This window comes from Ralstonia insidiosa, from assembly GCF_008801405.1.
Taxonomy (GTDB): Bacteria; Pseudomonadota; Gammaproteobacteria; order Burkholderiales; family Burkholderiaceae; genus Ralstonia; species Ralstonia insidiosa.
Map to the genome: position 1 here is coordinate 423,639 of NZ_VZPV01000003.1, position 26,680 is coordinate 450,318.

Consider the following 26,680-nt stretch of genomic DNA (forward strand, 5'->3'; position numbering starts at 1 on the left):
ACGGATGTGATTTAGTGCTTCGCTTTTTTATTGCTCGAGAAAAAATTACCGCCGTTGAAATGCCTTCTATTTATTAAGTCAAATTTCTTACAGGATTCCCAATCGACTTGGCTTTTTACATGGGAATATTATCGATATTATTTAAATATAGACGCCGAATATTTCGCATTTCCAGAATTTGAATAAAAATAAATATTTACGCCTTTCACTAAATAGTGGCGCCGCAAATTGGAATAAGACTGCACTCCGCTATCAAATTGAATGCGGAATGTTTCGCGTTCGATCACGCGATATCTTGACGTAATAACACGGCAAAAGAGAATTGCAAGTCGGTATATTAACTAGGCTCGCTTAGTTACAAAAAAAACTGAGCCGGCGCGATAAAAGTTGCCGGCAAATCACTTTTGTCGCGAGATGGGCGGTGCGCGGAAGCAATTCTGTGCGCAGATGATTTCCCCAGAACAGCACTGTGTAGCCAGCCCAACGAGGCCTCCTCGCTCCAACTCCTTCAGTAGATGTGCACCATCTCTGCTGCGCTGGTAGCGCTCCACAGCGTCCAAATCTCTAAATAGAAAGAGCGAATTGAAGACCCCAAAGTCTGCCTTTGACTCAGATAGCTCATCCAGTGGAACAACCGCAAGTTGAATATCTCCGTGCTGTACACGCCTGATGAGATCAGCTGGCGGTGCCGCTCCATCAACGCGATTTATTGTCAGCGGGTATGTGGTCGCAGTGGCGAAGCGTTCAGTCAGCTTCAGAGCAATGGCAGCATCCTGCTTGGAGATACCTGTGGGCAACTGAATGCTCCAACCATAGACTTGCGCGAAGCAGACTTGATAGCCGAATACCCAGAAGGTTGCGGTGACACATAGAGCGCGGAGGCACCGAGAAAAATTGAGGCGCCGGCGCAGCTTTTGATATTCAGCTCTCATGTCCACTCCTCCCCAGGTTGCGAAAATAGACGAAAACAAAGGACTGTCAATCCCTCTGTGGAAAGGGGGGGCTGTGACCTTAGGTGAATTTGAGTGGTCGGCAACAAGGCTGAGTCATACGAGGCCGATAATGACTTCGCCGATTAAGATTGATCACCCCTGAAGGGTGCTGCACCCAGCCGAGGGAGGATTTTTCGCATCTCGATCTTATGGATTATTGACTTCATTCCATGAAGAATGCGAATAAATGCATATCCTTGTCGAATGTGTTGCCTGTTTGAGCCTGAACGCAACACGCTATCCATGCCAGGTCATCTTGGCCGCCGCTCCACGGACCAACTTGGCTATTGCCGGACGAAAATCGCAGCGCGCAAATGGGTTATATGCCACAGAGAAAACGTGGACTGTCCGCGGCACCCGCTACGTAGTGGGCGATGCTTACAAGACGGCGCATTTCTTGTCAATTGGTACCTATCCCACAACGGTCCGGAGTTCGCTGGTAAGGTGCTCGATGCATGGGCCTACGAAGCGGGCGTCACGCTGTCGTTCATCCGGCCGGGCAAGCCAGTGGAGAACGCCTACATCGAGAGCTTCAACGGGCGTTTCCGCGATGAATGCCTGAACGAGCACTGGTTCGTCTCAATGCGCCACGCCAGGCAGCTGATTGAGGAATGGCGTATCGAGTACAACACCGAGCGGCCTCACAGTTCGCTCGGCTATCTGACCCCGGCGCGGTTTGCGCAGGGGCACGAGCAGAATGAGTTTTTAACCCCGGACTCTACGTGCGACTCGTACTAAAACCAGGGGCAGGTCAACCCAGCGAAAGCCGGGGAGATACCATTCACCAAGTTCAGCCAAGTTCCCTGAACTGAACAGTCCCTGGCCAACTGGGTGAAACCAATGCTCCGCCTGGAAGCTTCTTTCTGCCATACCCCTCCCATTTCAGCGCTGAATGCGCTTGTTGATATTGAGTCCGCCCAAGCCAATCTGACCGGTCGCTGCTGCCACGGGCCTTCAGGTCAGTATGCATCGATGCGCGGCCCTTTCGGTGTTCAAAGTGGCCATCGCTCGTCCTCTCCTTACCCGATCGTGCCATGCAGAAAGGTGCCGCGTTCGTGTGGGTTCTTGAGTGGGAAGCCGCGCCATGGATCTGAGCTCGAGATCTATGAGCGGGTACGTGGGTGGGTGATGGTCGGATTGATCGATCACACAAAGCCACCTGGCGCTCCGCACTCACGCGAGTACTATCCTAATTCCATAACTTCCGTTCTTTGGGAAATGACTCGCATCCGCTTTTCTTCTCAGACAAAAAGGCATCTTGGTCACTACGTCTATGCCCTTGTCGATCCACGCGACGATGCGATTTTTTACGTGGGCAAAGCAAGCGGCAACAATCGGGCTTATGACCACCTCAAATCGGAAACGAGCGAGACTTCAAAAAACCGACGCATCAAAGAGATCCGGGAAGCCGGCGCGGAACCGCTGGTTGATATCCTTCGGTACGGGCTCGACACAAAAGAGGCGTGCTTCGAAGTCGAAGCCGCCATTATTGATACGCTTGGCCTCGAAAACCTTACGAACAGTGTTCGAGGTCACGGCATCGAGCGCGGCCGCCAAACTGCTGCGGAAGTTGAGCGGCTTTATGGCTCTAAACCGATCGACGTCGCAGATATTAGTGAGCGGTTGATGCTCTTCTTCATCAACCGGACTTACTCGCCGACGATGCCTGAAATCGAAATCTATGACTGTGTGCGCCAGTTCTGGTCCAACGTGGGCGCCCGCCGTCGCACACCCGACGAGTCTGGCACTCCTCCATATTCAACAGCCCTGGGAATCGCTGATGGTGTGGTTGTGCGCGCGTATTCGATCGCGGAGTGGTTTCCAGCTGGGACTACCATGTCGACGCGTGGCTTTGCTGGAGGGGAAGGCAGATGGGAGTTTGTCGGCCAGTTACTACCAGACCATCCGCTCGTCGGTCGTCGTCTTGTCGACGGTGACTCTGCGGTAACGGCGACCCAGCAAGGCTATCGCTACGTCAACTGACTGCTACGCAGGGTTCGACTCGCTGGTCGCTTACGAACGAGCCTCATCTTCACGCTATATAACGTACTACCAGACGTGACGGGGGCAATCGCGATTGACGGCCCTACGGTAACACTGACTACGACAGCTCCGGGGCAGAACGGCAGCCTGACCTTCAGTGGGACGGCTGGCCAGAAGATCAATTTGACAACGAGCCAGAACGCCCTGGGGAGCTACAACCTGGCGATCCTGAATCCTGATGGCAGCAGTCTCTTTTCATCGCAGCCTGCTGGAGGGTTATCTAACGTGCCATCAGGTCCTGGATCGCAAGCTGATCAGCGAGGCGCTGGGAGAGGGCGGCGTTGTCGTTCCTGTTGGACTTTCCACAGTGAATGTGCGGCGTTGGCGGCCTAGCCTAGTGGTCGCCACGGCTTTGGGAGATCGGCGGATCAAGGTCCTCGCCGGGTTGATGGAACGGGCGATTGATCTGCTGGAGGAAGCGTCTGCCCCCTCGAAGGCGGAGGGTCTTTCTTCATGAATCGTTCATGCATTGGCGATGGATGGCCCCTGGGCCTATTTCAACGCAGTTGTTACGACGCCCGTTAGGAGGGCAGAAATCATGAGCACGAGAGACGTAGTGTTGTGTCATCCGGTCCGCACCGCCATCGGCGCGTTTAACGGCTCGCTCAAAGCCACGCCTGCGGTCGATCTGGGGGCGGCGGTGATTGCCGAATCGTTGTGCCGCTCAGGCGTGGATGCCGGTCTGATCGGCTGAGTCATTTTTGGCAACGTCGTTCAAGCCGGCAACAAGATGAACCCGGCGCGTCAGGCGGCAATTGGGGCAGGGCTGCCGGTATCGGTGCCGGCCATGACCGTCAATCGGGTGTGTGGGTCCGGCGCCCAGGCCATCGCGAGAGCCGCTGACGAAATCCGCCTCGGCTACGCTGACGTGGCCATCGCCGGCGGCATGGAAAACATGGACCGCGCGCCCTATCTGCTGCCGTCTGGCCGTTGGGGCAACCGTATGGGTGATGCTGCACTCCACGACAGCATGCTGCTGGACGGGCTGGTGGATGCCTTCTCCGGGGCGCATTCCGGCTGGCACACGGAGGACCTCGTCACCCGTTACACGCTGAGTCGGGAGGACCAGGATCGTTGGGCAGAGCGCTCGCAAAGCCGTTTTGCCCGCGCGCAGCAACAGGGCCGGTTTGTCGAGCAGATCGTCGACGTGCCGGTGAAAGTCAAGAGTGGCTCGGCCGCGTTCAACGTTGACGAGGCCAACCGGCCCGATACAACGCTGGAAGCGCTCAGCCGCCTGAAGCCGGCATTCCGCCAGGACGGCACCATCACGGCTGGCAATGCACCGGGTATCAACAGCGGGGCAGCGGCCATGCTGGTGGCAGAGCGCGCGTTTGCCGAGCGCCATGGTTTGGTGCCAATGGCGAGGCTGGTGGCCTATGGTGTCGGAGCGGTTGAGCCGGGCTTGTTTGGCATCGGTCCCGTGCCTGCCGTACGCCAAGCGCTGCAGCGTGCGCAGTGGGCGCTGGGCGATATCGAGCGTATCGAAATCAACGAGGCATTTGCGGCCGTCCCATTGGCGGTGGCTGCCGAACTCGGGTTGCCGCACGACATCATCAATGTGGACGGCGGGGCCATCGCACACGGTCACCCCATCGGTGCGACCGGCGCTGTTCTGACGACTCGGCTTCTGTACTCGATGCGGGCAGACGGCATCAAACGCGGCATCGTGACCTTGTGCATTGGTGGCGGACAAGGCATCGCGCTAGCGATTGAAACCCTTTGATCACTTGAATTGTGCGTGTGCCGCTAGCACAATGATAGTGACATCGACCAAGGATATGCCATGCAAAGAAAGACCTTTCGCGATATGCCATGCCCGATTGCGCGCGGCCTTGAGCGGGTCGGAGAGTGGTGGAGCATCCTGATCCTGCGCGAAGCGTTCTATGGGGCGACGCGCTTCGATACGTTCCAGAAGAATCTGGATATTGCACCCAACATGCTGACGCGTCGCCTCAATGGGCTGGTAGAAGAGGGCCTGCTGGAGCGTCGTCAGTATTTGGAGAAACCGCCGCGTTTCGAATACATGCTGACCGAATGCGGACGCGATTTCCTACCCGTTTTGCTGTCCTTGCTGGCCTGGGGGAATAAGCACTTTGCACCCGAAGGCATCAGTGCCCAGGTCGTGGATCGTGAAACGCGCAAACGCGCCGAGCCCCTGCTGGTGGATGCAAAGAGCGGCAAGCCGCTGGACTTCGCGCGCTATGTCATCGCGCCTGGCCCGGCGGCGCCTGAAGGCATGCGCCGGCGCTTGAAAGACGCCGCAGACCATATCGCGGCGCAGAGCGGGCATGGCGAGCCGGCAACGGCAAAGCATTGAGGTGAGCCCACGTCGCCGTCGCCGCCAAAACCATCGTCCGCCGCCCACGTGAAGCAGCGGAGCGGGTGCGTCCCCGGTTCCCGTACCAGCAATTGATTCAGCCGCAACCGATTGAGTTGGTCTCGAGAGGGGGATCAGCAAGGAGGTTGGCATTCAAATGCTGTGTTGCAGCAAGGGCTTGGTCCCGCATTTTTTCCCCTCCGCCGATTAGTTCCGGATACGCCTTGCCCCATAAGGCTTTGCGGGTCGCCGTCGCAGCTTGTATTCGGAACTACTCAAGCGCTGTATCCGCAACTAATTGATCGCTTCACAGCCGTCCGCGTTATTTGAACAACGAGCTTCGATAGATATCTCGCAGACGTCGCTATCGTCGCAGGCCATCGTGCGGGGCGCCGTCACTCGCATGGAGTTCGGCAATCGCCGCACGTGGCTGGCGGGGTCGTCAAAGCGCCAGAGCGGTCTTGGCGATGATGCCCAGTTGCACTTCGGCCGCACCGCCAAAAATCGTATAGGCGCGGCTGTTGAGGAACTCGGGCAGCAGGATGCCGACCAGTGCGCCGTCAGCATGGTCGGCATACGGCGTGACGCTGGCCTCGTCGCGCCAGCGCACGCCTTCCAGGCCCAACAGATCCACGCCGAGTTCAGCCACCGCCTGCTTGAGCCGGCTGGCGCGCAGTTTGAGGATGGACGAGACGGGGCCGGGGCTCTGGCCGGGCTCCAGCCTGCCGAAGGTCTTCAGCTCCAGCATCTCGAAGGCGTCCAGGTCGGCACAGACCTCGCCGAAGCGCGCTTCCAGATGCGGATCGAGCGGCGTGTCGCCATCCGCACGCACTGCGGCCATCGCATCCCCCACGCGCTTCAACTGCCCGCGCAGGCGGGGGCTGAAGATGCCCGCACCGCGCTCGAATTCGAGCAGGTATTTGGCGCAGTTCCAGCCCGCGTTTTCGGCGCCGATGCGGTTGGCTTGGGGCACCCGCACGTTATCGAAGAAGACTTCATTGACGTCGTGATCGCCGCCGATGGTGTCGATCGGCCGCACCGTGATGCCGGGGCTGTTCATGTCGATCAGCAGGAAGCTGATGCCGTCCTGCTTCTTGCCCTCGGTGCTGGTGCGCACCAGCGCGAACATGCGGTTGGCGTGGTGCGCGTGCGTGGTCCAGAGCTTGGAGCCGTTGAGCACGTAGTCGTCGCCATCGGCCACGGCGCGCATCTTGAGCGAGGCGAGGTCGGAGCCGGCGCCGGGTTCCGAGAAGCCCTGGCACCAGTAGTCCTCGCCCGAGAGGATGCGGGGCAGATGCTGCTGCTTCTGCGCTTCGGTGCCGAACTTCAGGATGACGGGGCCGACCAGGCGAACGCCCATCGGGTGCACGAGCGGCGCGCCCGCCAGTGCGCATTCCGTTTCGAAGATGAAGCGCTGCACCGGGCTCCAGCCCGTGCCGCCCCATTCCTTCGACCAGAGCGGGACGAGCCAGCCGCGCTGTTGCAGGGCCTGCTGCCAGGGGCCGGAGATTTCCGGCTCGGGATACATGGAGCTGGTCAGGCGCTGGCCAAGCCGCAATTCCGGCGTCAGGTGCTGGTTCAGAAAGGCGCGGACTTCGTCGCGGAAGGCGACCAGATCGGGCGTGAGTTCGAGATTCATGGCAAGCCTTACGCAGTGACAAGGGAGGCAGAAGCATCGGAAGCGGCGGGCGTTGGGCGAGAGCCAGACAGGAGCGTCTGGCTCTCGCGCCACGCGTCGCTTGCCAGCAGACGGCGACCGAGCTGCGCGCTGTGCCACGCGGTGGCGCCGCCTTGCTGCTGGAACGCAGTCAGCTTGCGGAACAGGCCAGCCACCGGCATCTCTTCGGAAACGCCCATGGCGCCATGCAGCTGCACGGCTTCCTGCGCGACATAGCGTGCCGCACGGCCCACCTTGGACTTCGCCATGGAGGCTGCCGCCAGTACGTCCGCGGCGCCGCCGTCTACACGCAGCGCGGCCAGTTCGCTGGCGGCCAGCGCTTCTTCGCAGCACACCGCCATTTCCGCCAGGCGGTGCTGCACGACCTGGAACTTGGCGATGGATTGCCCGAACTGTTCGCGCTGGCTCGTATAGGACACGGTTTGCTCCAGCGCCGCCTGCATGGCGCCGCAGGCTTCCCAGCACAGGGCAATCAGGCCTTCGGCCAGCACCCGGTGCAGGATGGGCGTGGCGTCGTCGGTGGTGCCGAGCCGCGCATCGTCGCTGACGTGCACGCCTTCGAGGTAGAGGTCGGCAGCGGTGCCGCCATCTGCGATGCGGCAGTTGTGCAGGCTGAGGCCAAGGCTTTGCGGCGAGACCAGGAACACCGCGTGTGCCGGCGTATCTGGCAGCCTGGCGGAGACCAGCAGCCCATCGGCACCATCGGCGCCTGCCGCCAGCACCTTCACGCCGGTCAGGCGCCAGCCATCACCGTCGCGCACGGCGCATGTCTGTCGCGGTGCCCACGGTGCGTGACGATGCGGTTCATCGTGAGCAAGTGCGATGCGCTTCTCGCCCGCCATCACGGCGGCCAACCATGTTTCACGTTGGTCTGCACTGCCCAGCTCGGCCAGCAGGCGCGCGGCCAGCAGCACGCAGCCGTAGTAGGGCGCCGTGACCTGATGGCGGCCGAAGGCGCGCATCAACACGCCCGTGTCCACCGCGCCGCCAGCAAAGCCATCATCGGCTTCGGGTAGCGGGAGTGCGAGCCAGCCCATGTCGGCAAAGTGTTGCCAGAGTTCCGGCGCCGCCATCGGGGCTTGCGGGTTGTATTCCTTCGCCAGGAAGGCGAGGGCACTGCTCTCCAGCAGTTGCTGTTCTTCAGTCAGGGAAAAATGCATGGTCTCGTCCTTGTCTGCCTGCCCACCTACGCGAGTGCGGGCGCGTTGCCGGCATGTTGTCGGTAGCAGGCGGGATCATTCCGTGGGGGCCGCAGGCGCTGTCGTTCCGTCGGGCGGTAGGAATTCGGCCACCTCCAGATCGAAGCCGGCGATGTTGCGATAGGCCACCGGCTGGCTCAGCAGGCGCAGCTTGCGTGCGCCGATATCGCGCAGGATCTGCGCGCCCACGCCCAGCGCCCGCTGCGCAAACGACGGCGGGGCGGGCGGGGCCGCGGTCTCCAGCCGCGTGAGCTGGCTCAGCACATGCGCGGGCGTTTCGCGCTCTGCCAGCAGCACGACCACGCCGCGGCCTTCCGCGCCAATGCGGGCCAGAGAGCGGCTCAGGTTCCAACTGGGCGTCTGGCCCATGGCAGTGGCGTCTGTTGTGTGGCTGCCGGCCAGGATCACGTCGCGCAGCACCTCCACCGCTTGCACGCGCGTCAGCACGGGCTCGGCCGGATCGATGTCGCCCATGACGAGGGCCAGGTGCATCGCATCCAGCGGCGCGTCGTAGTAGGCGTGGAGCGCGAAGCGCCCGTGGGGCGTGAGCAGCTCGCTGCTGTGCGCGCGCTGCAAGGTGCTTTCGGCCAGCAGGCGGTGATGGATCAGGTCGCTGATGGCGGCAACACGCAGCCCGTGCTGGTGCGCGAACGCCAGCAGGTGCTCGCCGCGCAGCAGTTCGCCGGCATCGTCGAGCAACATGGCGTAGGCGCCTGCGGCTTCGCGGCCGGCCAGCCTGGGCAAATCCGAGCAGGCTTCGGCAAAGCCTGCGCGCCTGAGTACGCCGTCCGGCTGTGCTACCACCGGGAAGACGTGGCCCGGCTGCACCAGGTCTTCCGGGCGGCAATGTCGAGCACTGGCCACGCGCGTGGTCAGGGCGCGATCGGCGGCAGAGATGCCCGTGCTGACGCCCTCGACTGCTTCAATGGAGACGGTATAGGCTTCGCGCTTGCGGCTGCCGTTCGCCATCCATGGCAGCTTGAGTTGCTTGCGGCGCTCTTCGGTGATGGCCAGGCACACCAGCCCGCGTGCCTGAGCGGCCATGAAGTTGATATCGGCTTCCGACACGTGGTCTGCCGCCACGAGGACGCAGCCGGTCGCCTCATCGCTGTCGTCTTCGATCACGACCACGCGCTGGCCGGTGCCCAGCGCGTGCAGCACCGCCTCGATGGGTGCGGCCGGTGCCGATTTCATGCGCACACCTGCGCACGCACGGGGCTGGCGAATGCATCGCGCAGGGCGGCCGCGGCGGTATCGATGGCGGCTTCCGCACCGTCGAGCAGCCCCAGCATGCTCATGAAACCGTGGATCTGGCCCGGCCAGCGGTGCACCGTCGCTGCCCCGCCGGCCTGCTGTAGGCGTTGGCCGTAGAGCTCGCCCTGGTCGCGCAGCGGGTCGTATTCCGCGGTGATGATGGTGGCCGATGCAATACCGGCCAGGTCTGCGCTGCGCAACGGGCTCGCGCGGACGTCACCGGCGTGTTGCGCGTCGCTGAGGTAGTGCCGGCTGTACCAGCGCAGCATGTCGATGGTGAGGAAGTTGCCTTGGGCAAACGTCTGCATGCTGCCGGATTCGTCCGCGCAGTCCAGGTACGGATAGAGCAGCAACTGATGGCACAACGCGACCTTGCCGCGCAATTGCTGGGCAGCCACCGCCGCCAGGTTGGCACCTGCGCTGTCGCCGGCAACGGCCAGGGCGCCGCTGCGCGCCCCAAGTTCTTCTGCATGGCTGGCAGCCCAGCGCACCGCTGCGCAGGCATCGTCGGCAGCCGCGGGAAACGGCGCTTCGGGCGCCAGACGGTACGCCACCGAAAGCACGATCGTGCCGGCGCGCTGAGCGAGCGAGCGGCAGAGGTTGTGGTGCGTTTCGATGCCGCAGGTGACAAAGCCGCCGCCGTGGAAGAACACCGTCAGCGGCCACGGTCCATCGCCATGGGGAACATAGAGATGCGCAGGCAGCGGGCCGGCGGCTCCGGGTATGGTCAGCGCGCGCTCTTGCGCCATGGCATCACCGGGTGCGAACGGCGGCATCTGTGCCAGCATGGCCCGGTAGACCTCGGGCGACAGCATGTCAAAGTCGAGTTGAGGCATCTGCGCCATGTTGTCGAGCAGCGCGCGGACTTGCGGATCGTGCGACATCTTCGGTTCCTGATGAAGGTGAGGACGGCAACAGGCCTTCACCGGCGAGACGGCCGGTTTGCCTGTCGTCGATGGAGGTCAGATCGCGAAGCTCGGCGCTTCGCCTTGCACGATGCGGTCGGCGCGTGCCTTGGCGGCGGCGCGCGCTTCGTCGTGCGGCATGATCCAGAAGTCGCCGGCGGCAATGCCCGCGACGATGTGCTGTGCCATCTCGTCGGCCGTCATGCCCTGGGCGATGCCCGTGCGCAGGGCATGGTTCATGTGGCTTACGCCGCCTGGCGCCTCGGTCGACAGGTTCTGCGCAATGCCGGTCGCCACCGGGCCGGGGCAGACCACCGAGACCTTGATCGGCAGGCCCGCCGCCTGCAGTTCCAGCGCCAGCCCTTCGCTCAGGGCAACGACGCCCTGCTTGGAAAGCGTGTAAGGCGCCAGCCAGGGCCCGACAGCGAGCCCCGCCATCGACGCGACATTGACGATGTGCCCCTGACCTTGTTGCCTCATGCGTGGAACAAAGGCACGCAGCGCATGGATGACGCTCCACAAATTGACGTTGAGCACCCGTTCATACACGCGCGTCTCCAGCTCCCAGCATGGGCCGGTCGCCAGCACGCCGGCGTTGTTTACCAGCAGATCGACGTGCCCCAGCCGCCCGAAGCTGAACGCGCAGAGCTGCTCGATCTGCGATGCATCCGCTACATCGATGCGCAGGCTCGCCACGGGCTGACCATAGGCTTCGATCTCTGTCTGCACGTGCGCGAGCGCTGCGGCGTCAATGTCGGCCAGTACCAGTGCATGGCCTTGTTTCGCGAGCGCATGCGCCAATGCACGCCCAATCCCGCCTGCCGCGCCGGTGATGACCGCCGTCCGATAGGCTGCGTTGACTTGGCTGGATGGCATGTGGGTCTCCTTTGTGATGTACCGATCATGAAGTTGCGCATCTGGCGCGCATGGCTTCTTTCTATCGGGTGACTACATGCCGGACATCGTCCATTTGAACGAGGTGAGGGCCTCTGGGCTGGACCACATTAAGGTCGGGTCATACCCCGAGCATGCATACGTTCCAAGGGTGAAAAGTTCGGGTATTGGAGTGGTGAAGATTCGGGCAAACCACTAGCTTTCCGGTACTAGCTCAGACCCGTACGACTCCTATAATTGCCCGACCAAAAATGGGGAGTGTGCCCCGGAAAAAACGACGCCTCGCCACGCAGCAGGGCGCGAGCATTGGAGACGACAAGTATGTTGATGGAGGCCACCCAGACCGAAGGGGGGAACGTACGTGCCCAGTCTGTACCGTTATCCCTGACGGAGTTTGGTGCATTGCTGGGTTCGGTCTATCAGGGGGCCATGGACCCGGTGCCATGGAGCCGTGCCCTTGAGCTGATCCGCACGCATCTGTGCGCGAATTTTGTATCGCTGATCCTGCGTGCGCCGGGAGCCGATCGGCTCTCGCTGGCGGTTCATGCTTCTCCCCAGGGTTTTTCCACGATGGAGGGCGACGCGATTTACAACAGCTACTACTACGCGCTCGACCCCTTCATCGGATTGCCGACGGATCGCCTAGTCACGATTGATGAGCACCTTGGCGGAAGCCATTGGTGCAACAGCGAGTTCTACCAGCAGTTCCTCAAGGCGTCTGACGTGCGCTACATCCTCGGTGCCGACATCACGACCGACGACGGTGCAGAATGCCGCTTCCGCGTCTGCCGCGGACATGACGGCCCCGACTTCAGCGCCGAAGACAAGGCCTTCTGCAGCATGATCGTGCCGCATCTGCGGCGCGCCGTGGATCTGCATTCGCGCATGGATGTGGTGGAGACGGAGCGCACGCTCTATGCCTCGGCCATCGACCGCATGCTGGTGGGTATGGCGATCCTCGACCAGAACGGTGCCATCATGCGCACCAACTCGGCGGCCGATGAAATCCTCGCCGAAAAGGACGGTATCAGCCTGGTCAAGGGTGCGCTTGAGGTGAACTACGCTCAGGAGAACCGGCGCTTCCAGCGCGTTTTGCGCGAGGCCGTCTCCGGCTACTGCAGCACCGCGCTGCCGGTGGTGGAGGCGATGTCAATCACGCGGCCTTCGGGCAAGGCGCGCTTTGGCGTGCTGATCCGCTCGATTCCGTTGGGCGAGTGGTCGGAGGACAGCAAGCACCGGCCGGCCTGCGTGATCTTCATTCGCGATCCGGAGCGCAAGTCGCAGGCCTCGCAAGAGGTCGTGCGCAAGCTGTTCGATTTCACGCCGGCCGAAACGCAGCTCGCGCTGCAGCTGGCAGATGGTCTCACGCTCGAAGAGGCCGCCGATGAACTTTGCATTGCCAAGAATACGGCGCGTGCTCATCTGCGGGCGATCTTCGCCAAGACCGGCGTGACCCGGCAAGCGACGCTGGTGCGCATGCTGCTGAGCAGCGTGGTGTCGCTGGGCTAGCGTTCCTTCTTCACCCTTCCCGACGGGCCCCAGGCATGACGTGCCTAGGGCCTGTTTCTTTGCGCCGTTACTTGTTGTCCAGCTTGGCGCTGACCACCAGCGGGAAACCTTGCGGTGTGGTCACCACAGCACGCCACTCGTGCGGCCCCTGCGTCAACGGCTCGGCCAATTGCGCGCCTTGCGCGAGCAAGCGATCTAGCGCCTCGCGAATGTCCTCACCAGGCACCACCGCAAAGGCCGGCGCGGGCTGAGCATGCAGCCGCTCGCCGCCGGCCACGAGCGCGATCGTCAGCGGACCGGCATCCAGCGCGCAATAGCGTTCGCCGTCCCTGAACTTCACGGCGAGCCCCAGGCCCTGCTCAAAGAACGGCAACGCGGCCGAGACGCCGTCAACCGGATACAGCAGAAGCTTGCACTGCATTTGAGTCTTCCCCACGGATAAGGCGCACGAGCGCCGCAATGACGAGGCACGCGCGCCTGCCCGCGATGCCGCGCGCGTGGCGGCCGGGTGATGACGCGTATGCGAAGGCGGTGCGCCGTGCACGGCTTATACCGCTGAGCGGCCCGTGCGTCGGCGCACCACGGCACATCTTAGGGACCGCACGCCGCTTCGCATAATCCAATCAGACGATGTTGCGAGCCTGTCGCCCGATGACACTGCATACACGCGGGCCAAAGTCACCACGCCGCCGCTGGCGCCACATGGTGCGACGCCACAGACGACGACCGGCGTATCCCGTGCGGTTGATTCCGCGATATTCCGTTCAATTCAGCCCAATTGGAATGATTCCACATGAAATTCTCCATCATCTACGAAGCTCAGATGGTCGACACGTCGCGCAAGAACGAAGCGCGCGTTTTCAACGAGATCATCGAGCAGTCGCTACTTGCTGAGCAGGTGGGCTTCGACAATGTCTGGGCGGTGGAGCACACCGCGCTGACGCAGTATGCGCATATGTCGGCGCCCGAGACGTTCCTCGCTTTCCTCGCCGGCAAGACCACCCGCCTCGGGATCGGTCATGGCGTGGTGTGCCTGCCGCCGGCAATGAACCATCCGGTCAAGGTGGCGGAACGGATTGCGACGCTGGACATCTTGTCGGGCGGCCGCGTGCATTTCGGCATGGGCAAGGGCGGTACGCAACAGGAGGCAGGCACCTTCGGCTACGACCTCGCCGAGCTGCAGCCGATGATCGAAGAAAGCATGCACCTGATCCCGAAGATCCTGAAGGACGGGCACGTCGAGCATGACGGCAAGTACATCAAGATCCCGAGCCGCCCGATCCATCCGAGCCCGCTGCAGCAACCGCATCCCCCGCTCTACATGGCTTGCACCCGCGAACATACGCTGGTGACGGCTGGCGAGAGCGGCATTGGCGCGCTGGTGCTGGGCTTCTCGGGCCCGGACGAGATCGCCAAGAAGAACGCCATCTACCGCGAGGCTTTCCGCAACCGGAAAGCGGAGAATCAGGTCGGTTTCCGTCCGACCGAGCATCTTGCAGCCCTGTGCGCGGCAACGGTGCTCGACGATCGCGGGAAGGCACGCAAGATCGGTCTGCGCGGCCAGCGATTCTTCGCGGAGTCGATCGCCTATTGGTATCAGGGCGGCCCAGCACCGACGGTCGACGAGCATCTCTCGGCCGAAGACCAGGAAGCGCTGCTGGCCAAGGACAAGGAAAAGGTCGTGGCCTACCTGTCGGAAGAGCACATCCCCATCGGCGACGAGCACCTCAGCAACTACACCGTCGCTCAGGATGCCTACGGCACGCCGGAAGACTGCATCCGCTATGTCCAGCGACTGCTAGACGCCGGCGCAGACGAGATCCTCTTCCTTTTCCAGATGGGCGGCATCCCGCACGACGTGATCCTCGAAACGATCCGCAACATCGGCGAGCACGTCATTCCGCACTTCCGCAAGCAAGGCCAGGCGCTGCGCATTGCCTGACATGCCTGCCGGCCGCCGGCTGCCTAGTCCCCTCAGACGATGGCAGCCGGCGGTTGCAGTGCGAGCATCAAGCCACGATACGAAATGCCGACGCAGGCATCGGCAAGAGGAGACAAGCGGTGCACCGAGACTTCGATTCCCAGACCCTGGCTGCAGAACTGATCGCGCGCGCTCACGCCCTGGCGCCTACCCTGGCGCAACGCGCGGAGCAAGCCGAGCAGGGCGCGCGCGTTCCCGAGCAAACCGTGGCCGACATGCAGGCCGCGGGTTTCTTCAAGGTCCTGCAGCCGCGCCGCTATGGCGGCTATGAGCTGGACCCGCAGACCTTCTTCGACATCCAGATGGCCCTGGCCAAGGGCTGCATGTCCACCGCCTGGGTGTATGGCGTGATCGGGGTACACAACTGGCAGCTGGCGCTGTTTGACGCGCGTGCCCAGCAGGAAGTCTGGGGCGAGGATCCCGCCACGCTGATTGCCTCGTCCTATATGCCGGTGGCCAAGGTCACCACGGTCGAAGGTGGTTTCCGCGTGTCGGGGCATTGGAAGTTCTCCAGCGGCAGCGAGCTGTGCGACTGGATCTTCCTCGGCGGTCTGGTGCCGCCGTCTGCGCCGGGTAACCCGCCGGAGTACCGCACCTTCCTGCTGCCGCGCGCGGACTACACCATCGCCCGCAACTGGGACGTGATGGGCCTGCGCGGCACCGGCAGCCACGACATCATCGTCGATGATGTGTTCGTGCCCGACTACCGCACGCACCGCGCCACCGATGGCGCCATGGGTACCAGCCCCGGGCTGGCGTTGAACGATTCGCCGCTGTATCGCCTGCCGTTCGCGCAGATTTTCGTGCGCGCAGTGTGCACGGCCTGCATCGGCGCGCTGGAGGGGGGGCTGGAAGACTTCCTCGGCTTTGCGAACGGGCGCGTCAGTGCCAACAGTGGCGGCAAGACGGCCGATGATGGCGGCGCGCAACTGGCCTGTGCCGAAGCCGCCGTGGGCATCGACGAGATGCGCATCATCCTGCAGCGCAATTTCAACGAACTGATGGAAGCTGCCAAGAGCGGCAAGCAGATCGAGCTCGAGCGCCGGCTGCATTTCCGCTACCAGTCTTCGCAGGTGGCGGAGCGCTGCGCCCGGCTGGCCAACGGCCTGCTGCGCTATTCCGGCGGCAACGGTATCTACAACACGAATCCGCTGGTCCGCCGCTTCCTGGACCTGCACGCCGCACGCGGGCACTACGCGAACAATGTCGATCGCTTCGGCCAGAACTTTGGCGGCGTGATGATGGGTCGCACCAACACCGACTTCTTCATCTGAGGCGGAAGGAGCGGAGCATGAGCGAGAGCAAGAGCGGGGCACAGGCATTCGGGCAGACTTCTGGGCAGGCGCAGGCGGCCCAGATTGTGGAGTTCGACGTGGTGGTGGTTGGCTCGGGTGGGGGTGGCATGCTGGCTGCGTGCCGCGCGGCAGATCAAGGGCTGTCGGTGGTGGTGCTGGAGAAGAGCGGCCAATACGGCGGCACCACTGCGGTGTCAGGCGGCGGCATCTGGATCCCGCTCAACCACCACATTGAAGAGGCGGGCGGTAAGGATAGCTACGATGCGGCGCTCACCTACCTTGAGGCCTGCACGCAGGGGCTGTCGTCACCGCAACGTTTGCGCGCCTATCTTGAGCAGGCGCCGCGCATGTTGCGCTATCTGGAAGAGCGCACGCGCGTGCGTTACTACTCGCTGCCGCGCTATGCCGACTACTTCCAGCGTCTGCCGGGCGCCATGCCGGGCTATCGCGCGCTGGACCCGATGCCGTTCGACGGCGCCGCGCTGGGTGACGAGTTCAAACGCCTGCGGCCGCCATCGCCCGGCACGCTGGTTGGCGGCCGCGTGGCGGTGACGTCAGCCGAGGCCCATACCATGTGGACGCGTTCGCGCGGCTGGCTTGGCGTGACGGTGCGGCAGTTTGCGCGCTACTGGCTCGACCTGGGCTGGCGGCACAAGACGCCGCGCGACAAGCGGCTGACGCTGGGCAACGCGCTCGCGGGCGGGCTGCGCCACGCCATGCTCGAACGCAAGATTCCGCTCTGGCTCGACACGGCGCTGAACGATCTGATAGTGGAAGACGGCCCGAAGGGCCAGCGTGTTGCCGGCGTGGAAGCCACGCGCGAAGGGCGTCCCCTGAGCGTGCGTGCCCGGCGCGGCGTGATTCTTGCCGCAGGCGGTTTCGAGCGCAATCAGGCCATGCGCGAGCAGTATCTGCCGCGCCCGACCCAGGCCGAATGGAGTGCCACGCCGCCCAACAACACCGGTGACGCGATTCGCGCCGCACAGCGTCTTGGCGCTGCGCTCGATCTGATGTCGCACGTGTGGGGCGCGCCGACCGTGCACGTGGTGGGCGAAGAGAAACAGCGCGCGATCTTCATCGAGCGTGCCGCACCTGGCTGCATGGTGGTCAATGGCAAGGGGCGGCGCTTCGTCAACGAAGCCGCGCCGTATTCCGAATTCGTGCCGGCCATGTACCGGGATCACGAACGGACCGGCTGCAGCGTGCCGGCCTGGATGGTGTTCGACGCGACCTTTCGGCACAAGTTTGCGTGCGGGCCGATCTTGCCGGGCTCGGTCATGCCGGATCACCGCATTCCCGCAGCGTTCCGCAGCCTGCTGGTGCGCGCCGACACCCTGGAAGCGCTCGCCGCCAAGACGGGCATCGACGGTGCCGGCCTGGCTACCACCGCGGCCCGCATGAACGAGTATGCGGCAACCGGCGTGGATACCGAGTTTGGCAAGGGCGACAACGTGTTCGACACCTACTACGGCGACCCGAGCACGAAACCCAACCCCTGCCTCGCGCCGATCGACCGCGCGCCGTTCTACGCCGTGCGGATCGACGCCGGCGACATCGGCACCAAGGGCGGTTTGCTGACGGACGAGCGTGCCCGCGTGCTGCGCGAGGACGGCTCGTGCATCGAGGGCTTGTTTGCCATCGGCAATACCAGCGCTTCGGTGATGGGGACGAGCTATCCGGGCGCGGGTTCGACGATCGGGCCGGCCATGACGTTCGGTTTCATCGCGGCGGACACGCTGGCCAGCGAAGTTGCTGTCCGCAGCCAAGAGCCTGAGCGAGCGACGGCAGCGGCGTAGGAAGACGAACGCAGGACACGTTTTTTTGGGGCACGCAGTGGCGGCGCCCTTGTACATGGAGACGCATCATGAGCCAAGACATTTCCACCAAGCTGCGCGAAGACATGTTGTCGGCCATGCGGCGCATGGCCCGTTCGGTCGCGGTTGTGAGTTGCCGCGACAGCGAGCGGCGCTATTCGATGTCGGTGACGGCAGTCGATTCCCTGTCGGCTGATCCGCCTTCGCTGCTGATCTGCATCAACCGCAATTCGTCGATCTATCCGCCGCTGGATGCGGGCGTGGATTTCTGCGTGAACCTGCTGGCGGTTGACCACCGCGAGATCGCGGTGGATTGCAGCGGCCGCCTCAAGGGCGAAGACCGCTTCACGACCGCCGAGTGGGATGCCGATCCGCAGAACGTGCCTTATCTGCGCGATGCGCAGGCGGCCCTGATCTGCGAGCAGGACGGGCGCTTCGACTACGGCACGCATGCCGTCTTCATCGGCCGGCTGCGTGAAGTGCGCCTGTCGGGCGAAGTGGCACCGCTGGTGTATGTGGACGGCCAGTATTCCAAGTCGGCACCGCTGATGGGCATGTGCGCGGTCTGAAGCCCGCAGGAAATTGGCAGGAAGGAAGGGGTAAAACTATGAGCCATCGTGTTGAAGGCAAGATTGCCATCGTGACTGGCGCCGCCAGCGGCGTGGGCAAGGAAGACGCGCTGCTGCTGGCGCGCCACGGCGCACGCGTGGTGTTGACCGACCGCGATGAAGACAGCGGAAATGCCGTGGCACGCGAGATTGGCGATGCCGCCGTCTTCGTGAAGCACGACATCAGCAGCGAGGCGGATTGGGAACGCGTGATGGCCACGACGCAAGCGCGTTTCGGTGCGCCGGACGTGCTGGTCAACAACGCCGGCATCCTCGCCCTGGGCACGGTGGAAGACACCACGCTCGACCTGTGGCAACGCATCATGCGCGTGAATGCCGATGGCTATTTCCTCGGCTGCAAATACGGCGTGGCGGCCATGAGGGCGGGCGGCGGCACGATCATCAATATGTCGTCGGTGGCAGCGCTGGGTGGCATGGCGCATTTCTGTGCCTACAGCGCCAGCAAGGGTGCGGTGGCGGCACTCACGCGCAGCGTGGCGGCCCACTGCAAGCAGCAGGGCTACAGGATCCGCTGTAACTCGGTGCATCCGGACGGCATCCTGACGCCGATGACGGAGGCACTGCTGCCGCCGGCGGCCAGCGCAAGCGCGGAAGATTCCGCACGCAGGCAAGCCGCCCTGCAACGGATGGCGGACCCGCGCGACATTGCCAATCTCGTGCTGTTCCTGGCGTCCGACGAGTCGCGCTTCATCAATGGCGCCGAACTGCGCATCGACAATGCGCAAACCATCATGGGCTTGGCCTGAAGCGAGTCATCATGGTGCTACCGCAATTTCATCGGCTGCAGATTGCCGAGGTCGTGGCCGAAACCGACGATGCACGGTCGCTGGTGTTCGATCTGCCCGAATCGCTGCGCGACGTATTCGCCTACCGGCCGGGCCAGTTTCTGACGCTCAGGGTGCCCGTCAACGGTGCCGCGCAGCAGCGCTGCTATTCGCTTTCCAGCACACCCGAGGTGGACGATGCGCTGCGCGTGACCATCAAGCGCGTGCGTAGCGGACAAGTCTCGAACTGGATCTGCGATCACCTTGGCGCGGGTGACACGATCGAGGTCATGCCGCCGGCGGGTGTATTCACGCCGCGCGCGCTGCATGGCGACTTCCTGCTCCTGGCTGGCGGCAGCGGCATCACGCCGGTGCTGTCCATCGCCAAAGCCGCGCTGCGCCATGGCCGCGGCAACATCACGCTCGTGTACGCCAATCGCGACGAGAACGCCATCATCTTCCGCGATGCGCTGCGCGAATTGGCAGCGCAGCACCCGGGGCGGTTGCGCGTGATCCACTGGCTCGACAGCGTGCTGGGGCCGCCTTCGTCGCGTCAGCTGGAAGAGCTGGTGCGTCCGTGGAGCCTGGCCGATTGCTTCATCTGCGGGCCCGCGCCGTTCATGGACTGCGCACAGGCGGCGCTGCAGGCGCTTGGCGTGCCGCCGGGCAACATCCATCTGGAGCGGTTTGGCGCCGCGCCCGCACAGCCTCCAGCCGAAGCGCCACGTGCGTCGACGGCGGCGCCGGAGGCCGAAGCCTTGGCCCCGTGTGGGCCGGTGCCGATGACGGTGGAGCTGGACGGCACCGCGCATCGCGTCACCGCCCAGGCCGGTGAAACCGTGCTCGATGCCCTGCTGCGCGCCGATATTGCGGCCCCCAATTCGTGCCGCACCGGTTTGTGCGGGGCGTGCATGTGCCGCGTCGAAGGCGGCAGCGTCAGGCTGGGCGAAAACCATGTACTGGATGCGGCCGACCTGGAGGCCGGCTGGACGCTGGCCTGCCAGGCCGTGCCTGTCGGCGATGAAGTTCACCTGAAATTCCCGGACTGACATGATCACTTCCGACACCATCGAAAGCGCCGCCACGACGCGCGATTCCGAGCTGGAGCGCGCGCAGCCCGCGGTCACCATTCCCGAGCTGCTCTGCCGTGCCGCCAAGCAGTACGACCAACGCGTGGCCATCCAGGAGGATGGCTTGCGACTCACCTACGCCGCGCTCAATGTGCAGCGTGTCGAAGTCGCAAAGGCGTTGCTCGGGCTGGGGGTCGAACCCGGCGACCGCGTGGCCGTGTGGGCGCCGAACCTGTCCGAATGGATTCTGACCACGCTGGCCACGCAAAGCATTGGTGCGGTGCTGGTGCCGATCAACACCCGCATGAAGGGGTTGGAGGTGGCGGCCACGCTGGCCGATAGCGGCGCCCGCGTGCTTTTCTGCATCGACCACTTCCTCGGCGAGACCTATCCGGAACTCCTGGCGCCGCACAAGCCGGCCAGCCTTGAGCACGTGGTGGTGCTGCGCCCGCGTGCGGAGCGGCCCACGGTCGACGGAGAACTGCTGTGGGCGGATTTCCTTGCGCTGGCCGGCAAGGTGGACGATGCACAATTCCGCGCCTGCGAGCAGCGCGTGACCGGTGAAACCGTGATGGACATCATGTTCACCTCAGGCACGACCGGCCGCCCGAAGGGCGTGATGACATCGCAATCGCAGAACCTGCGCGCGGTTGATGGCTGGGCGTATATCACGGGCCTGGAGACCGGCGACCGCTACCTGATCGTCAACCCCTTCTTCCACACATTCGGCTACAAGGCCGGCTGGCTCGCGGCGCTCACGCGCGGCGCTACCATCCTGCCCCACCTGGTGTTCGACGCCGATGCGGTGATGACGCGCATCGAGAACGAACGCGTGACCGTGCTGCCCGGGCCACCGACGCTGTATCAATCGCTGCTGAACAGCCCGCGCCTGCGCGAGTTCGATCTGTCGTCACTGCGCATGGCCGTGACCGGGGCATCGGCGATCCCGCCTGTGCTGATCGAGCGCATGCGCACCGAGCTGGGCTTGCGTGACATTCACACCGGCTACGGCCTGACGGAATCGTGCGGCTTTGCCACGCTCACCCGCACCGGCGACAGCGCCGAAACCGTGGCGCTGACCTCCGGCTGCGCCATGCCCGGCGTCGAACTGCGCTGCGTAGATGCCCAAGGCCAACCCGTGCCGCCCGATGAGCCGGGCGAAGTGCTGGTGCGCGGCTACAACGTCATGCGCAGCTACTTCAACCAGGCCGATGCCACGGCCGCGACCATCGATGCCGATGGCTGGCTGCATACGGGCGACATTGGCGTGCTGGATAGCCGCGGCTATCTGCGCATTACGGATCGCATCAAGGACATGTTCATCGTCGGGGGCTTCAACTGCTATCCGGCGGAGATCGAGAAGCTGCTGGCCTCGCACCCGGCCATCGCGCAGTGCGCCGTGGTCGGGATGCCGCACGATCGGCTGGGCGAGGTGGGCAAGGCCTATGTCGTCCTGCGCCATGGCGCCCGCCTCACTGCGGACGACCTGATCGGCTGGGCGCGGCGCTGCATGTCCAACTACAAGGTGCCCCGCGAGATCGCCTTCGTGCAGACGCTGCCGATCAGCGCGTCGGGCAAGATCCTCAAGTACCGCTTGCGCGAGTCCTGAACCCGCGCGGAGAGGCGTGACCGCCCATGGTGAAAGTCTATACACTCGACGGGATCACGCCCGTCGTGCATCCGGATGCTTTCGTGCATCCGGATGCCGTTCTGATCGGTGATGTGATCGTGGGGCCGGACTGCTATGTCGGCCCCTGCGCGTGTTTGCGCGGCGATTTCGGCCGCATCCGGCTGGAGCGTGGCGCGAACATTCAGGACACCTGTGTCGCGCATTCGTATCCGGGCGTCGAAGTCCTGGTCGAAGAGGACGGGCACGTCGGCCACGGCGCTGTCCTGCACGGTTGCCGCGTGGGGCGCAATGCCCTGATCGGCATGAACTCGATCATCATGGACGGCGCCGTGGTGGGTGCCGATGCCATGGTCGCTGCCGGCGCGTTCGTCAAGGCCGGCATGGCCGTTCCGCCAGGAACGCTGGTGGCAGGCATGCCTGCGCGCGTGGTCCGCACACTGAGCCCGGAAGACATCGCAAGAAAGTCGGCCGGCACGCGCATGTATCAGGAGCTTGCGCGCCGGTCGCTGGCTGGCATGCGCCTTGTCGAACCGCTGCGCAGCGAGTCGGCCCGCCAGCGTGGTGCCGACGACGAAGCGCAGGATTGATTGGCGGACGTCGTGTTCACGGGTGCGGCCGCTACACGAGCCCTCTGCGGTGGCAGAGGGCCTTAGGGTTGCGTTGTCAGGCGCATTGTCTGCCGCCCTCAAAGAATTGACGGTACCAGTCGCGCAATTGGAACAGCGGCCCATCGCCATCGCAGAGCAGCGGCGATGGCCGATAGATCTTGCGTTGCCAGATGACGACGTCCTGATCGAAGGCCTCGTGCGCCGAGTGGGCGTATTCCTGTGCAATGGCATCGGTATCAGGCAGCGCTGGGTCTCGCTTGATCTTGATGCCGTAGCAAACATCGACATGCTCCGTGTCGACCGGGGTGTGGATGTTCACTTGCTTGCTGGCATAGGTGCCTTCCATCGTGACGTGCTGCACGGCCGGACCATAGTAGGTGGCCTCGGTGGTGAGCTTGTGGCCCAGCGTCGGGTGGCCGCCGATGGTGGAGCGCTGTGATGCGATATGGCCATCGAAATGCACTGTAATGTCTTCGATGGGGGCTCCATGCACATAGGTGAAATGCGGTGTATCCACAAGGTTCTCGATGATTTCCTTGCCCTGCGTGCGCACACGCCAGCGTTTGAAATACCAGCGCGTCCAGCCAGGCGCGCCGTTCATGCTCGCGTCGACGGGAAGTTCCCAGTTGGGCGGGCCGCCGGCCGGATCGAACCACATATGAACGATCTCATTCACCTCGCGAACGATGTGGGTGGCCAGTGCCCCTTCGCGTGCCTTGATCGGAATGCGGCTGGCATAAGGAACGTCGACACACTGGCCGGTTTGAGAGAACGCCCACGCGTGGAAGGGGCAGACGATGGTGTTGCCCTGACATCGACCGTCGCCCAGGTGCGCGCCGAGATGCGGGCAGAACGCATCCAGGATCGCAACCTCGCCGTTTTCGCCACGGAACGCGACGAATTCGCGACCGAAATAGCTGAGCGATTTGACCTCGCCTTGCTTGATTTCGTCGGAAAAGAGCACTGCAAACCATCCCCTCGGATATTGACCTGCAAAAACATCGTCTGACATACGTTCCTCCTGTGCGCTTCGGACAGCCGTGCGCGTCTATGCATAAGAAGCCAAGCCCATGCTGTGCTCGCTCATGGGGCAAGGACGGATTCACCTGCAGCGGGGGCTAGTGTAGGAATCGCTTCCTCTGGAGAAAATGAGTTTGTTTGCACATCGGTCATGCAAAAACGCACACGCGCCGCGATCAAATGGGACGATCTTCGCTACTTTCTCGCCGTGGCGAAGACGGGCTCGTATCTGGCGGCCGGTAGAGCGCTCGGTGTCGACAGGACAACCGTGAGCCGCCGGGTGGGCGTTCTGGAACGCACCATGGGGTGTGCACTCTTGGTTCCCAACGACCACGGCTTCCACCTCACGGCAACCGGCCGCTCCGTGCTTGCCGTCGCGGCCCGCATGGAGGAAGTGACCGGCGTACTCGCCGCAATACGGCAACCCACTCACGGCGGTATCGCGGGGACGGTGCGGCTGGCGGTATCGGCTTCGCTCGGAGACGCGTTCATCGAAGACATCGTGGCATTCCGCCAACGTCACCCGTTGGTGATCATGGAGGTGAACCAGGTCAGCGATCCAATGATCGCCGTTAGCGAGCATCGAGCAGACTTCGGCATTGGTGTATCGCACGAGGCGCCGCACCGCCTCAACAGCATGCTGCTTGGTACCGCAGAGATCGCGGTGTACTCCGCCAGCAACAACGAGCCGCGTGCGTCCGACATCTGGGTGGGGTGGAGCGAGGACATTCCCAAGGCGTTTGCTGACTGGATGATCGAATACGCCCCCCTGGATGCGCACGTGAGCACCAAGGTCAATTCTTGGGATGCGCTCAAGCGCGCGGTTCTATCAGGCGGCGGTGTCGCGCCGCTATGGTGCATGTTGGCGGACCGCGAACCGGAGCTGGTGCGTGTGTTTCCGCATGCCGAGAAGCACTATCTCGCCCTCTGGCTGACCTCCCACCGAAGCACCGAGCGCAATGCCGCGCAACAGGCGGCGTGGATGTTTCTCGCGCAGCGGATTCGAAGCAAGCTGGCGGGCGCGGATTGCCTGGGGGAATGATTCAGGTGCTGCGTGACGCCGGCCAGAGCATCGTCTTGAGACTGCGGCGGCGCCAAGCGCAGTCACGCGTGAACCGGCCGGGGCGGCGCGCACCGGCTTTCCTGGCGTTTCCCGGAGCGCTCGCGTAGTCCCAATAGACGATGTAGGAAGCCGTCTCCAGCCGAACAATGGCTCCATCGAAGCCGCATTGCGTGACGTACAGCAAGCGGCAGGTGAAGAACCAGTTTTGCCAGGAGACAGCAAGATGGATATTCGCGCGCTCGGCTATATCGTCGTCGAGTCCACTGACATTGAACAATGGCGCCGTTATGCCGAGCAGGTGCTCGGCATGGCCTGCACCCAGGCGCCAGGCGAAGCGCTCTACATCAAGATGGACGAGCGCGATTTTCGCTATCTGATCGTCCCCGGAAAGGAAGACCGCTACGGCGCATCGGGCTGGGAGCTGGCCGACGAGGCCGCGTTCCAGCAGGCGCTGCAAGCGCTGCGCGAAGCCAAGGTCGAAGTGGTACAGGCCAACGCCGAAGAGCTGGCGCAGCGCCGCGTGCAGGCGGCCGCATGGTTTCGCGATCCGTCCGGCAACCGGCATGAAATCTACTGGGGGCCGCGCGCAGATTTCGCGCGCTTTGTCTCACCGGTGGGCGTACCGCGCTTCATTACCGACCCGATGGGCCTGGGCCACGCCGTGCTGCCTGCAGCGGCCTTTGACGAGACCAACGCCTTCCTGCGCGATGTGATGGGCTTCGGCCTGTCCGATATCTACCGGGTGCGCTTCACGCCGGACCCGGCGGAACCCGAGAAGCGCATCCACTTCCTGCATTGCGGCAACGCACGCCACCACAGCCTCGCGATCTTCGAGATGGCAATTCCGTCGGGCTGCGTGCACGTCATGGCCGAAGTGCCGGACATGACCGAAGTGGGCCGCGCACTCGATCGTGCGCAGCAGCACGGCACACCCATGTCGGCCACGCTCGGCCAGCACTGCAACGACCGCATGATCTCGTTCTACATGCGCACGCCGGGCGGCTTCGACCTCGAATACGGCTTTGGCGGCCTGGAGGTCGACTGGCACCAACACAACGCCTACGAAGCCACACGGGTCAGCCTGTGGGGCCACGATTTCAGCATTGGACGTCGCTAATTCCATGATCAAGACACTCGACAAAAGCATGAGCCCCGCCGACGTTGTGGCGCGGCTGACCGATGGCATGACGATCGGCATTGGTGGCTGGGGCCCGCGCCGCAAGCCGATGGCACTGGTGCGCGAAATCCTGCGCTCGCCGCTGAAGGACCTGACCATCGTGGCCTACGGTGGCCCGGACGTCGGCATGCTGTGTGCTGCCGGAAAGGTGCGCAAGGTGATCTACGGTTTCGTGTCGCTCGACGTGATTCCGCTGGAGCCGCATTTCCGCAATGCCCGCGAGAGCGGCGCGATTAACGTGTGGGAAGTCGATGAAGGCATGCTGCAACTGGGCCTGCGTGCCGCAGCCGCACGCCTGCCGTTCCTGCCGACGCGCGTCGGCTTGGGCACCGACCTGCTCACGCACAGCCCGCACCTCAAGACTGTGCGCTCGCCGTATGACGATGGCGAGGTGCTTCTGGCCATGCCGGCCATTCCGCTAGATGTCGCGCTGCTGCACGTCAACGAAAGCGACGTGAAGGGCAACACGCGCATCGACGGCCCGGACCCGTTCTTCGACGAATGGTTCGCGCGGGCCGCCAAGCAGTGCTACGTCAGCTGCGAAACGCTGACCCCATCGCTGGAGGAAGAAGACCTCGTCCGCGCCCGCAACAACCCGTTCGAACGCTCGCTGGTGACCGGTGTGGTGCATGCACCTGCCGGCGCGCACCCGACGTCGTGCGGGCCGCAATACGGCTTTGATGTGCCGCACCTGAAAACGTACTGCGCCAGTGCAGACCAGGACGCAGGCTTCGCAGCCTATCGCCAGGACGTGATCGGGAACAGCGAAGTCGATTACCTCGCCAAGATCGGCGGCACCGGCCACGTGCTGGGCCTGCCGCTGCCCGTCCTTTGACAC

25 protein-coding genes and 1 pseudogene are annotated in these 26,680 nt (G+C 63.6%); 18 read left to right on the forward strand and 8 right to left on the reverse strand.

Going from position 1 to position 26,680, the window contains the following annotated elements; genetic code table 11:
* Positions 1 to 398: 398 nt before the first annotated feature.
* A complete protein-coding gene (locus tag F7R11_RS24020) occupies positions 399 to 932 on the reverse strand; it encodes a hypothetical protein (RefSeq protein ID WP_082932919.1) in 534 nt (177 codons plus the stop codon).
* Between the two features lie 480 nt (positions 933 to 1,412).
* Here F7R11_RS24020 and F7R11_RS24025 point away from each other — a divergent pair.
* From F7R11_RS24025 to F7R11_RS24045, 6 genes and pseudogenes are all read left to right on the forward strand, one after another.
* A pseudogene (locus tag F7R11_RS24025) lies at positions 1,413 to 1,730 on the forward strand (integrase core domain-containing protein); the annotation flags it as partial.
* A gap of 480 nt (positions 1,731 to 2,210) precedes the next feature.
* Positions 2,211 to 2,975 carry an LEM-3-like GIY-YIG domain-containing protein gene (locus tag F7R11_RS24030; RefSeq protein WP_104577714.1) on the forward strand — a complete coding sequence of 255 codons (765 nt, stop codon included), beginning with the start codon at positions 2,211 to 2,213 and terminating at the stop codon, positions 2,973 to 2,975.
* Between the two features lie 238 nt (positions 2,976 to 3,213).
* The gene (locus tag F7R11_RS24035; protein WP_064807180.1) at positions 3,214 to 3,492 is read left to right on the forward strand and encodes a hypothetical protein; all 279 of its coding nucleotides are present in this window, start codon (positions 3,214 to 3,216) and stop codon (positions 3,490 to 3,492) included.
* 81 nt (positions 3,493 to 3,573) lie between these two features.
* On the forward strand, positions 3,574 to 3,729 hold the full coding sequence (locus tag F7R11_RS27365; RefSeq protein ID WP_231973367.1) for a thiolase family protein: 156 nt from the start codon (positions 3,574 to 3,576) through the stop codon (positions 3,727 to 3,729).
* A gap of 3 nt (positions 3,730 to 3,732) precedes the next feature.
* Positions 3,733 to 4,758 (forward strand): thiolase family protein, encoded by a 1,026-nt coding sequence (locus F7R11_RS24040; RefSeq protein ID WP_231973393.1) that lies wholly within the window; start codon positions 3,733 to 3,735, stop codon positions 4,756 to 4,758.
* Positions 4,759 to 4,818: 60 nt separating this feature from the next.
* Positions 4,819 to 5,352 (forward strand): winged helix-turn-helix transcriptional regulator, encoded by a 534-nt coding sequence (locus F7R11_RS24045; RefSeq protein WP_064807178.1) that lies wholly within the window; start codon positions 4,819 to 4,821, stop codon positions 5,350 to 5,352.
* A 442-nt stretch (positions 5,353 to 5,794) separates the two neighbouring features.
* Here F7R11_RS24045 and F7R11_RS24050 read toward each other — a convergent pair whose 3' ends face one another.
* The 5 genes from F7R11_RS24050 to F7R11_RS24070 all read right to left on the reverse strand — a co-directional run bounded on the left by F7R11_RS24050 (position 5,795) and on the right by F7R11_RS24070 (position 11,264).
* Positions 5,795 to 6,991, reverse strand: coding sequence for an acyl-CoA dehydrogenase family protein (locus F7R11_RS24050; RefSeq protein WP_021197712.1), 1,197 nt, complete (start codon positions 6,989 to 6,991; stop codon positions 5,795 to 5,797).
* Between the two features lie 8 nt (positions 6,992 to 6,999).
* The gene (locus tag F7R11_RS24055; protein ID WP_021197711.1) at positions 7,000 to 8,190 is read right to left on the reverse strand and encodes an acyl-CoA dehydrogenase family protein; all 1,191 of its coding nucleotides are present in this window, start codon (positions 8,188 to 8,190) and stop codon (positions 7,000 to 7,002) included.
* Between the two features lie 75 nt (positions 8,191 to 8,265).
* Positions 8,266 to 9,423, reverse strand: coding sequence for a 3,4-dihydroxy-2-butanone-4-phosphate synthase (locus F7R11_RS24060; RefSeq protein WP_021197710.1), 1,158 nt, complete (start codon positions 9,421 to 9,423; stop codon positions 8,266 to 8,268).
* A complete protein-coding gene (locus tag F7R11_RS24065) occupies positions 9,420 to 10,367 on the reverse strand; it encodes an alpha/beta hydrolase (RefSeq protein WP_064807176.1) in 948 nt (315 codons plus the stop codon). Before F7R11_RS24065 ends, F7R11_RS24060 begins: the two co-directional genes overlap by 4 nt.
* A 78-nt stretch (positions 10,368 to 10,445) precedes the next feature.
* Entirely contained in the window at positions 10,446 to 11,264 is an 819-nt protein-coding gene (locus F7R11_RS24070) for an SDR family NAD(P)-dependent oxidoreductase (protein ID WP_021197708.1), read from the reverse strand.
* Between the two features lie 339 nt (positions 11,265 to 11,603).
* On the opposite strand from F7R11_RS24070, the gene F7R11_RS24075 reads away from it, so the two are divergent.
* Complete coding sequence (locus tag F7R11_RS24075) at positions 11,604 to 12,791, forward strand: helix-turn-helix transcriptional regulator (protein WP_021197707.1); 1,188 nt, start codon at positions 11,604 to 11,606, stop codon at positions 12,789 to 12,791.
* Positions 12,792 to 12,858: 67 nt separating this feature from the next.
* On the opposite strand, the gene F7R11_RS24080 is transcribed toward F7R11_RS24075, so the two are convergent.
* Complete coding sequence (locus F7R11_RS24080) at positions 12,859 to 13,212, reverse strand: VOC family protein (RefSeq protein ID WP_064807174.1); 354 nt, start codon at positions 13,210 to 13,212, stop codon at positions 12,859 to 12,861.
* Positions 13,213 to 13,584: 372 nt separating this feature from the next.
* On the opposite strand from F7R11_RS24080, the gene F7R11_RS24085 reads away from it, so the two are divergent.
* From F7R11_RS24085 to F7R11_RS24120, 8 genes are all read left to right on the forward strand, one after another.
* The gene (locus tag F7R11_RS24085; protein WP_021197705.1) at positions 13,585 to 14,733 is read left to right on the forward strand and encodes an LLM class flavin-dependent oxidoreductase; all 1,149 of its coding nucleotides are present in this window, start codon (positions 13,585 to 13,587) and stop codon (positions 14,731 to 14,733) included.
* Positions 14,734 to 14,852: 119 nt separating this feature from the next.
* A complete protein-coding gene (locus tag F7R11_RS24090; protein WP_021197704.1) occupies positions 14,853 to 16,046 on the forward strand; it encodes a flavin-dependent monooxygenase in 1,194 nt (397 codons plus the stop codon).
* 17 nt (positions 16,047 to 16,063) lie between these two features.
* Positions 16,064 to 17,863 carry an FAD-dependent oxidoreductase gene (locus F7R11_RS24095; RefSeq protein ID WP_021197703.1) on the forward strand — a complete coding sequence of 600 codons (1,800 nt, stop codon included), beginning with the start codon at positions 16,064 to 16,066 and terminating at the stop codon, positions 17,861 to 17,863.
* Between the two features lie 68 nt (positions 17,864 to 17,931).
* Positions 17,932 to 18,450, forward strand: coding sequence for a flavin reductase family protein (locus tag F7R11_RS24100; protein WP_021197702.1), 519 nt, complete (start codon positions 17,932 to 17,934; stop codon positions 18,448 to 18,450).
* A gap of 38 nt (positions 18,451 to 18,488) precedes the next feature.
* Complete coding sequence (locus F7R11_RS24105; RefSeq protein ID WP_021197701.1) at positions 18,489 to 19,256, forward strand: glucose 1-dehydrogenase; 768 nt, start codon at positions 18,489 to 18,491, stop codon at positions 19,254 to 19,256.
* A gap of 11 nt (positions 19,257 to 19,267) precedes the next feature.
* Complete coding sequence (locus F7R11_RS24110) at positions 19,268 to 20,323, forward strand: ferredoxin--NADP reductase (RefSeq protein ID WP_021197700.1); 1,056 nt, start codon at positions 19,268 to 19,270, stop codon at positions 20,321 to 20,323.
* Between the two features lies 1 nt (position 20,324).
* Positions 20,325 to 21,953: a FadD3 family acyl-CoA ligase gene (locus F7R11_RS24115; protein WP_064807172.1), complete on the forward strand. Its 1,629-nt coding sequence runs from the start codon at positions 20,325 to 20,327 to the stop codon at positions 21,951 to 21,953.
* A gap of 26 nt (positions 21,954 to 21,979) precedes the next feature.
* Entirely contained in the window at positions 21,980 to 22,561 is a 582-nt protein-coding gene (locus F7R11_RS24120) for an acyltransferase (protein ID WP_021197698.1), read from the forward strand.
* A gap of 76 nt (positions 22,562 to 22,637) precedes the next feature.
* On the opposite strand, the gene F7R11_RS24125 is transcribed toward F7R11_RS24120, so the two are convergent.
* Positions 22,638 to 23,594, reverse strand: coding sequence for a 3-ketosteroid-9-alpha-monooxygenase, oxygenase component (locus F7R11_RS24125; protein WP_021197697.1), 957 nt, complete (start codon positions 23,592 to 23,594; stop codon positions 22,638 to 22,640).
* 159 nt (positions 23,595 to 23,753) lie between these two features.
* Here F7R11_RS24125 and F7R11_RS24130 point away from each other — a divergent pair, with 159 nt between their 5' ends.
* The 3 genes from F7R11_RS24130 to F7R11_RS24140 all read left to right on the forward strand — a co-directional run bounded on the left by F7R11_RS24130 (position 23,754) and on the right by F7R11_RS24140 (position 26,677).
* The gene (locus F7R11_RS24130) at positions 23,754 to 24,644 is read left to right on the forward strand and encodes a LysR family transcriptional regulator (protein WP_021197696.1); all 891 of its coding nucleotides are present in this window, start codon (positions 23,754 to 23,756) and stop codon (positions 24,642 to 24,644) included.
* A 244-nt stretch (positions 24,645 to 24,888) separates the two neighbouring features.
* Complete coding sequence (locus tag F7R11_RS24135; RefSeq protein WP_021197695.1) at positions 24,889 to 25,782, forward strand: VOC family protein; 894 nt, start codon at positions 24,889 to 24,891, stop codon at positions 25,780 to 25,782.
* Between the two features lie 4 nt (positions 25,783 to 25,786).
* The gene (locus F7R11_RS24140) at positions 25,787 to 26,677 is read left to right on the forward strand and encodes a CoA transferase subunit A (RefSeq protein ID WP_064807169.1); all 891 of its coding nucleotides are present in this window, start codon (positions 25,787 to 25,789) and stop codon (positions 26,675 to 26,677) included.
* The last annotated feature ends 3 nt before the right edge of the window (positions 26,678 to 26,680 follow it).

What these genes read in the sequence shown, in the direction of transcription:
- F7R11_RS24020 (WP_082932919.1), bottom strand. Translation starts at nt 932, where the DNA reads ATGAGAGCTGAATATCAAAAGCTGCGCCGGCGCCTCAATTTTTCTCGG.
- F7R11_RS24030 (WP_104577714.1), top strand. Translation starts at nt 2,211, where the DNA reads ATGACTCGCATCCGCTTTTCTTCTCAGACAAAAAGGCATCTTGGTCAC.
- F7R11_RS24035 (WP_064807180.1), top strand. Translation starts at nt 3,214, where the DNA reads ATGGCAGCAGTCTCTTTTCATCGCAGCCTGCTGGAGGGTTATCTAACG.
- F7R11_RS27365 (WP_231973367.1), top strand. Translation starts at nt 3,574, where the DNA reads ATGAGCACGAGAGACGTAGTGTTGTGTCATCCGGTCCGCACCGCCATC.
- F7R11_RS24045 (WP_064807178.1), top strand. Translation starts at nt 4,819, where the DNA reads ATGCAAAGAAAGACCTTTCGCGATATGCCATGCCCGATTGCGCGCGGC.
- F7R11_RS24050 (WP_021197712.1), bottom strand. Translation starts at nt 6,991, where the DNA reads ATGAATCTCGAACTCACGCCCGATCTGGTCGCCTTCCGCGACGAAGTC.
- F7R11_RS24055 (WP_021197711.1), bottom strand. Translation starts at nt 8,190, where the DNA reads ATGCATTTTTCCCTGACTGAAGAACAGCAACTGCTGGAGAGCAGTGCC.
- F7R11_RS24060 (WP_021197710.1), bottom strand. Translation starts at nt 9,423, where the DNA reads ATGAAATCGGCACCGGCCGCACCCATCGAGGCGGTGCTGCACGCGCTG.
- F7R11_RS24065 (WP_064807176.1), bottom strand. Translation starts at nt 10,367, where the DNA reads ATGTCGCACGATCCGCAAGTCCGCGCGCTGCTCGACAACATGGCGCAG.
- F7R11_RS24070 (WP_021197708.1), bottom strand. Translation starts at nt 11,264, where the DNA reads ATGCCATCCAGCCAAGTCAACGCAGCCTATCGGACGGCGGTCATCACC.
- F7R11_RS24075 (WP_021197707.1), top strand. Translation starts at nt 11,604, where the DNA reads ATGTTGATGGAGGCCACCCAGACCGAAGGGGGGAACGTACGTGCCCAG.
- F7R11_RS24080 (WP_064807174.1), bottom strand. Translation starts at nt 13,212, where the DNA reads ATGCAGTGCAAGCTTCTGCTGTATCCGGTTGACGGCGTCTCGGCCGCG.
- F7R11_RS24085 (WP_021197705.1), top strand. Translation starts at nt 13,585, where the DNA reads ATGAAATTCTCCATCATCTACGAAGCTCAGATGGTCGACACGTCGCGC.
- F7R11_RS24095 (WP_021197703.1), top strand. Translation starts at nt 16,064, where the DNA reads ATGAGCGAGAGCAAGAGCGGGGCACAGGCATTCGGGCAGACTTCTGGG.
- F7R11_RS24100 (WP_021197702.1), top strand. Translation starts at nt 17,932, where the DNA reads ATGAGCCAAGACATTTCCACCAAGCTGCGCGAAGACATGTTGTCGGCC.
- F7R11_RS24105 (WP_021197701.1), top strand. Translation starts at nt 18,489, where the DNA reads ATGAGCCATCGTGTTGAAGGCAAGATTGCCATCGTGACTGGCGCCGCC.
- F7R11_RS24110 (WP_021197700.1), top strand. Translation starts at nt 19,268, where the DNA reads ATGGTGCTACCGCAATTTCATCGGCTGCAGATTGCCGAGGTCGTGGCC.
- F7R11_RS24115 (WP_064807172.1), top strand. Translation starts at nt 20,325, where the DNA reads ATGATCACTTCCGACACCATCGAAAGCGCCGCCACGACGCGCGATTCC.
- F7R11_RS24120 (WP_021197698.1), top strand. Translation starts at nt 21,980, where the DNA reads ATGGTGAAAGTCTATACACTCGACGGGATCACGCCCGTCGTGCATCCG.
- F7R11_RS24125 (WP_021197697.1), bottom strand. Translation starts at nt 23,594, where the DNA reads ATGTCAGACGATGTTTTTGCAGGTCAATATCCGAGGGGATGGTTTGCA.
- F7R11_RS24130 (WP_021197696.1), top strand. Translation starts at nt 23,754, where the DNA reads ATGCAAAAACGCACACGCGCCGCGATCAAATGGGACGATCTTCGCTAC.
- F7R11_RS24135 (WP_021197695.1), top strand. Translation starts at nt 24,889, where the DNA reads ATGGATATTCGCGCGCTCGGCTATATCGTCGTCGAGTCCACTGACATT.
- F7R11_RS24140 (WP_064807169.1), top strand. Translation starts at nt 25,787, where the DNA reads ATGATCAAGACACTCGACAAAAGCATGAGCCCCGCCGACGTTGTGGCG.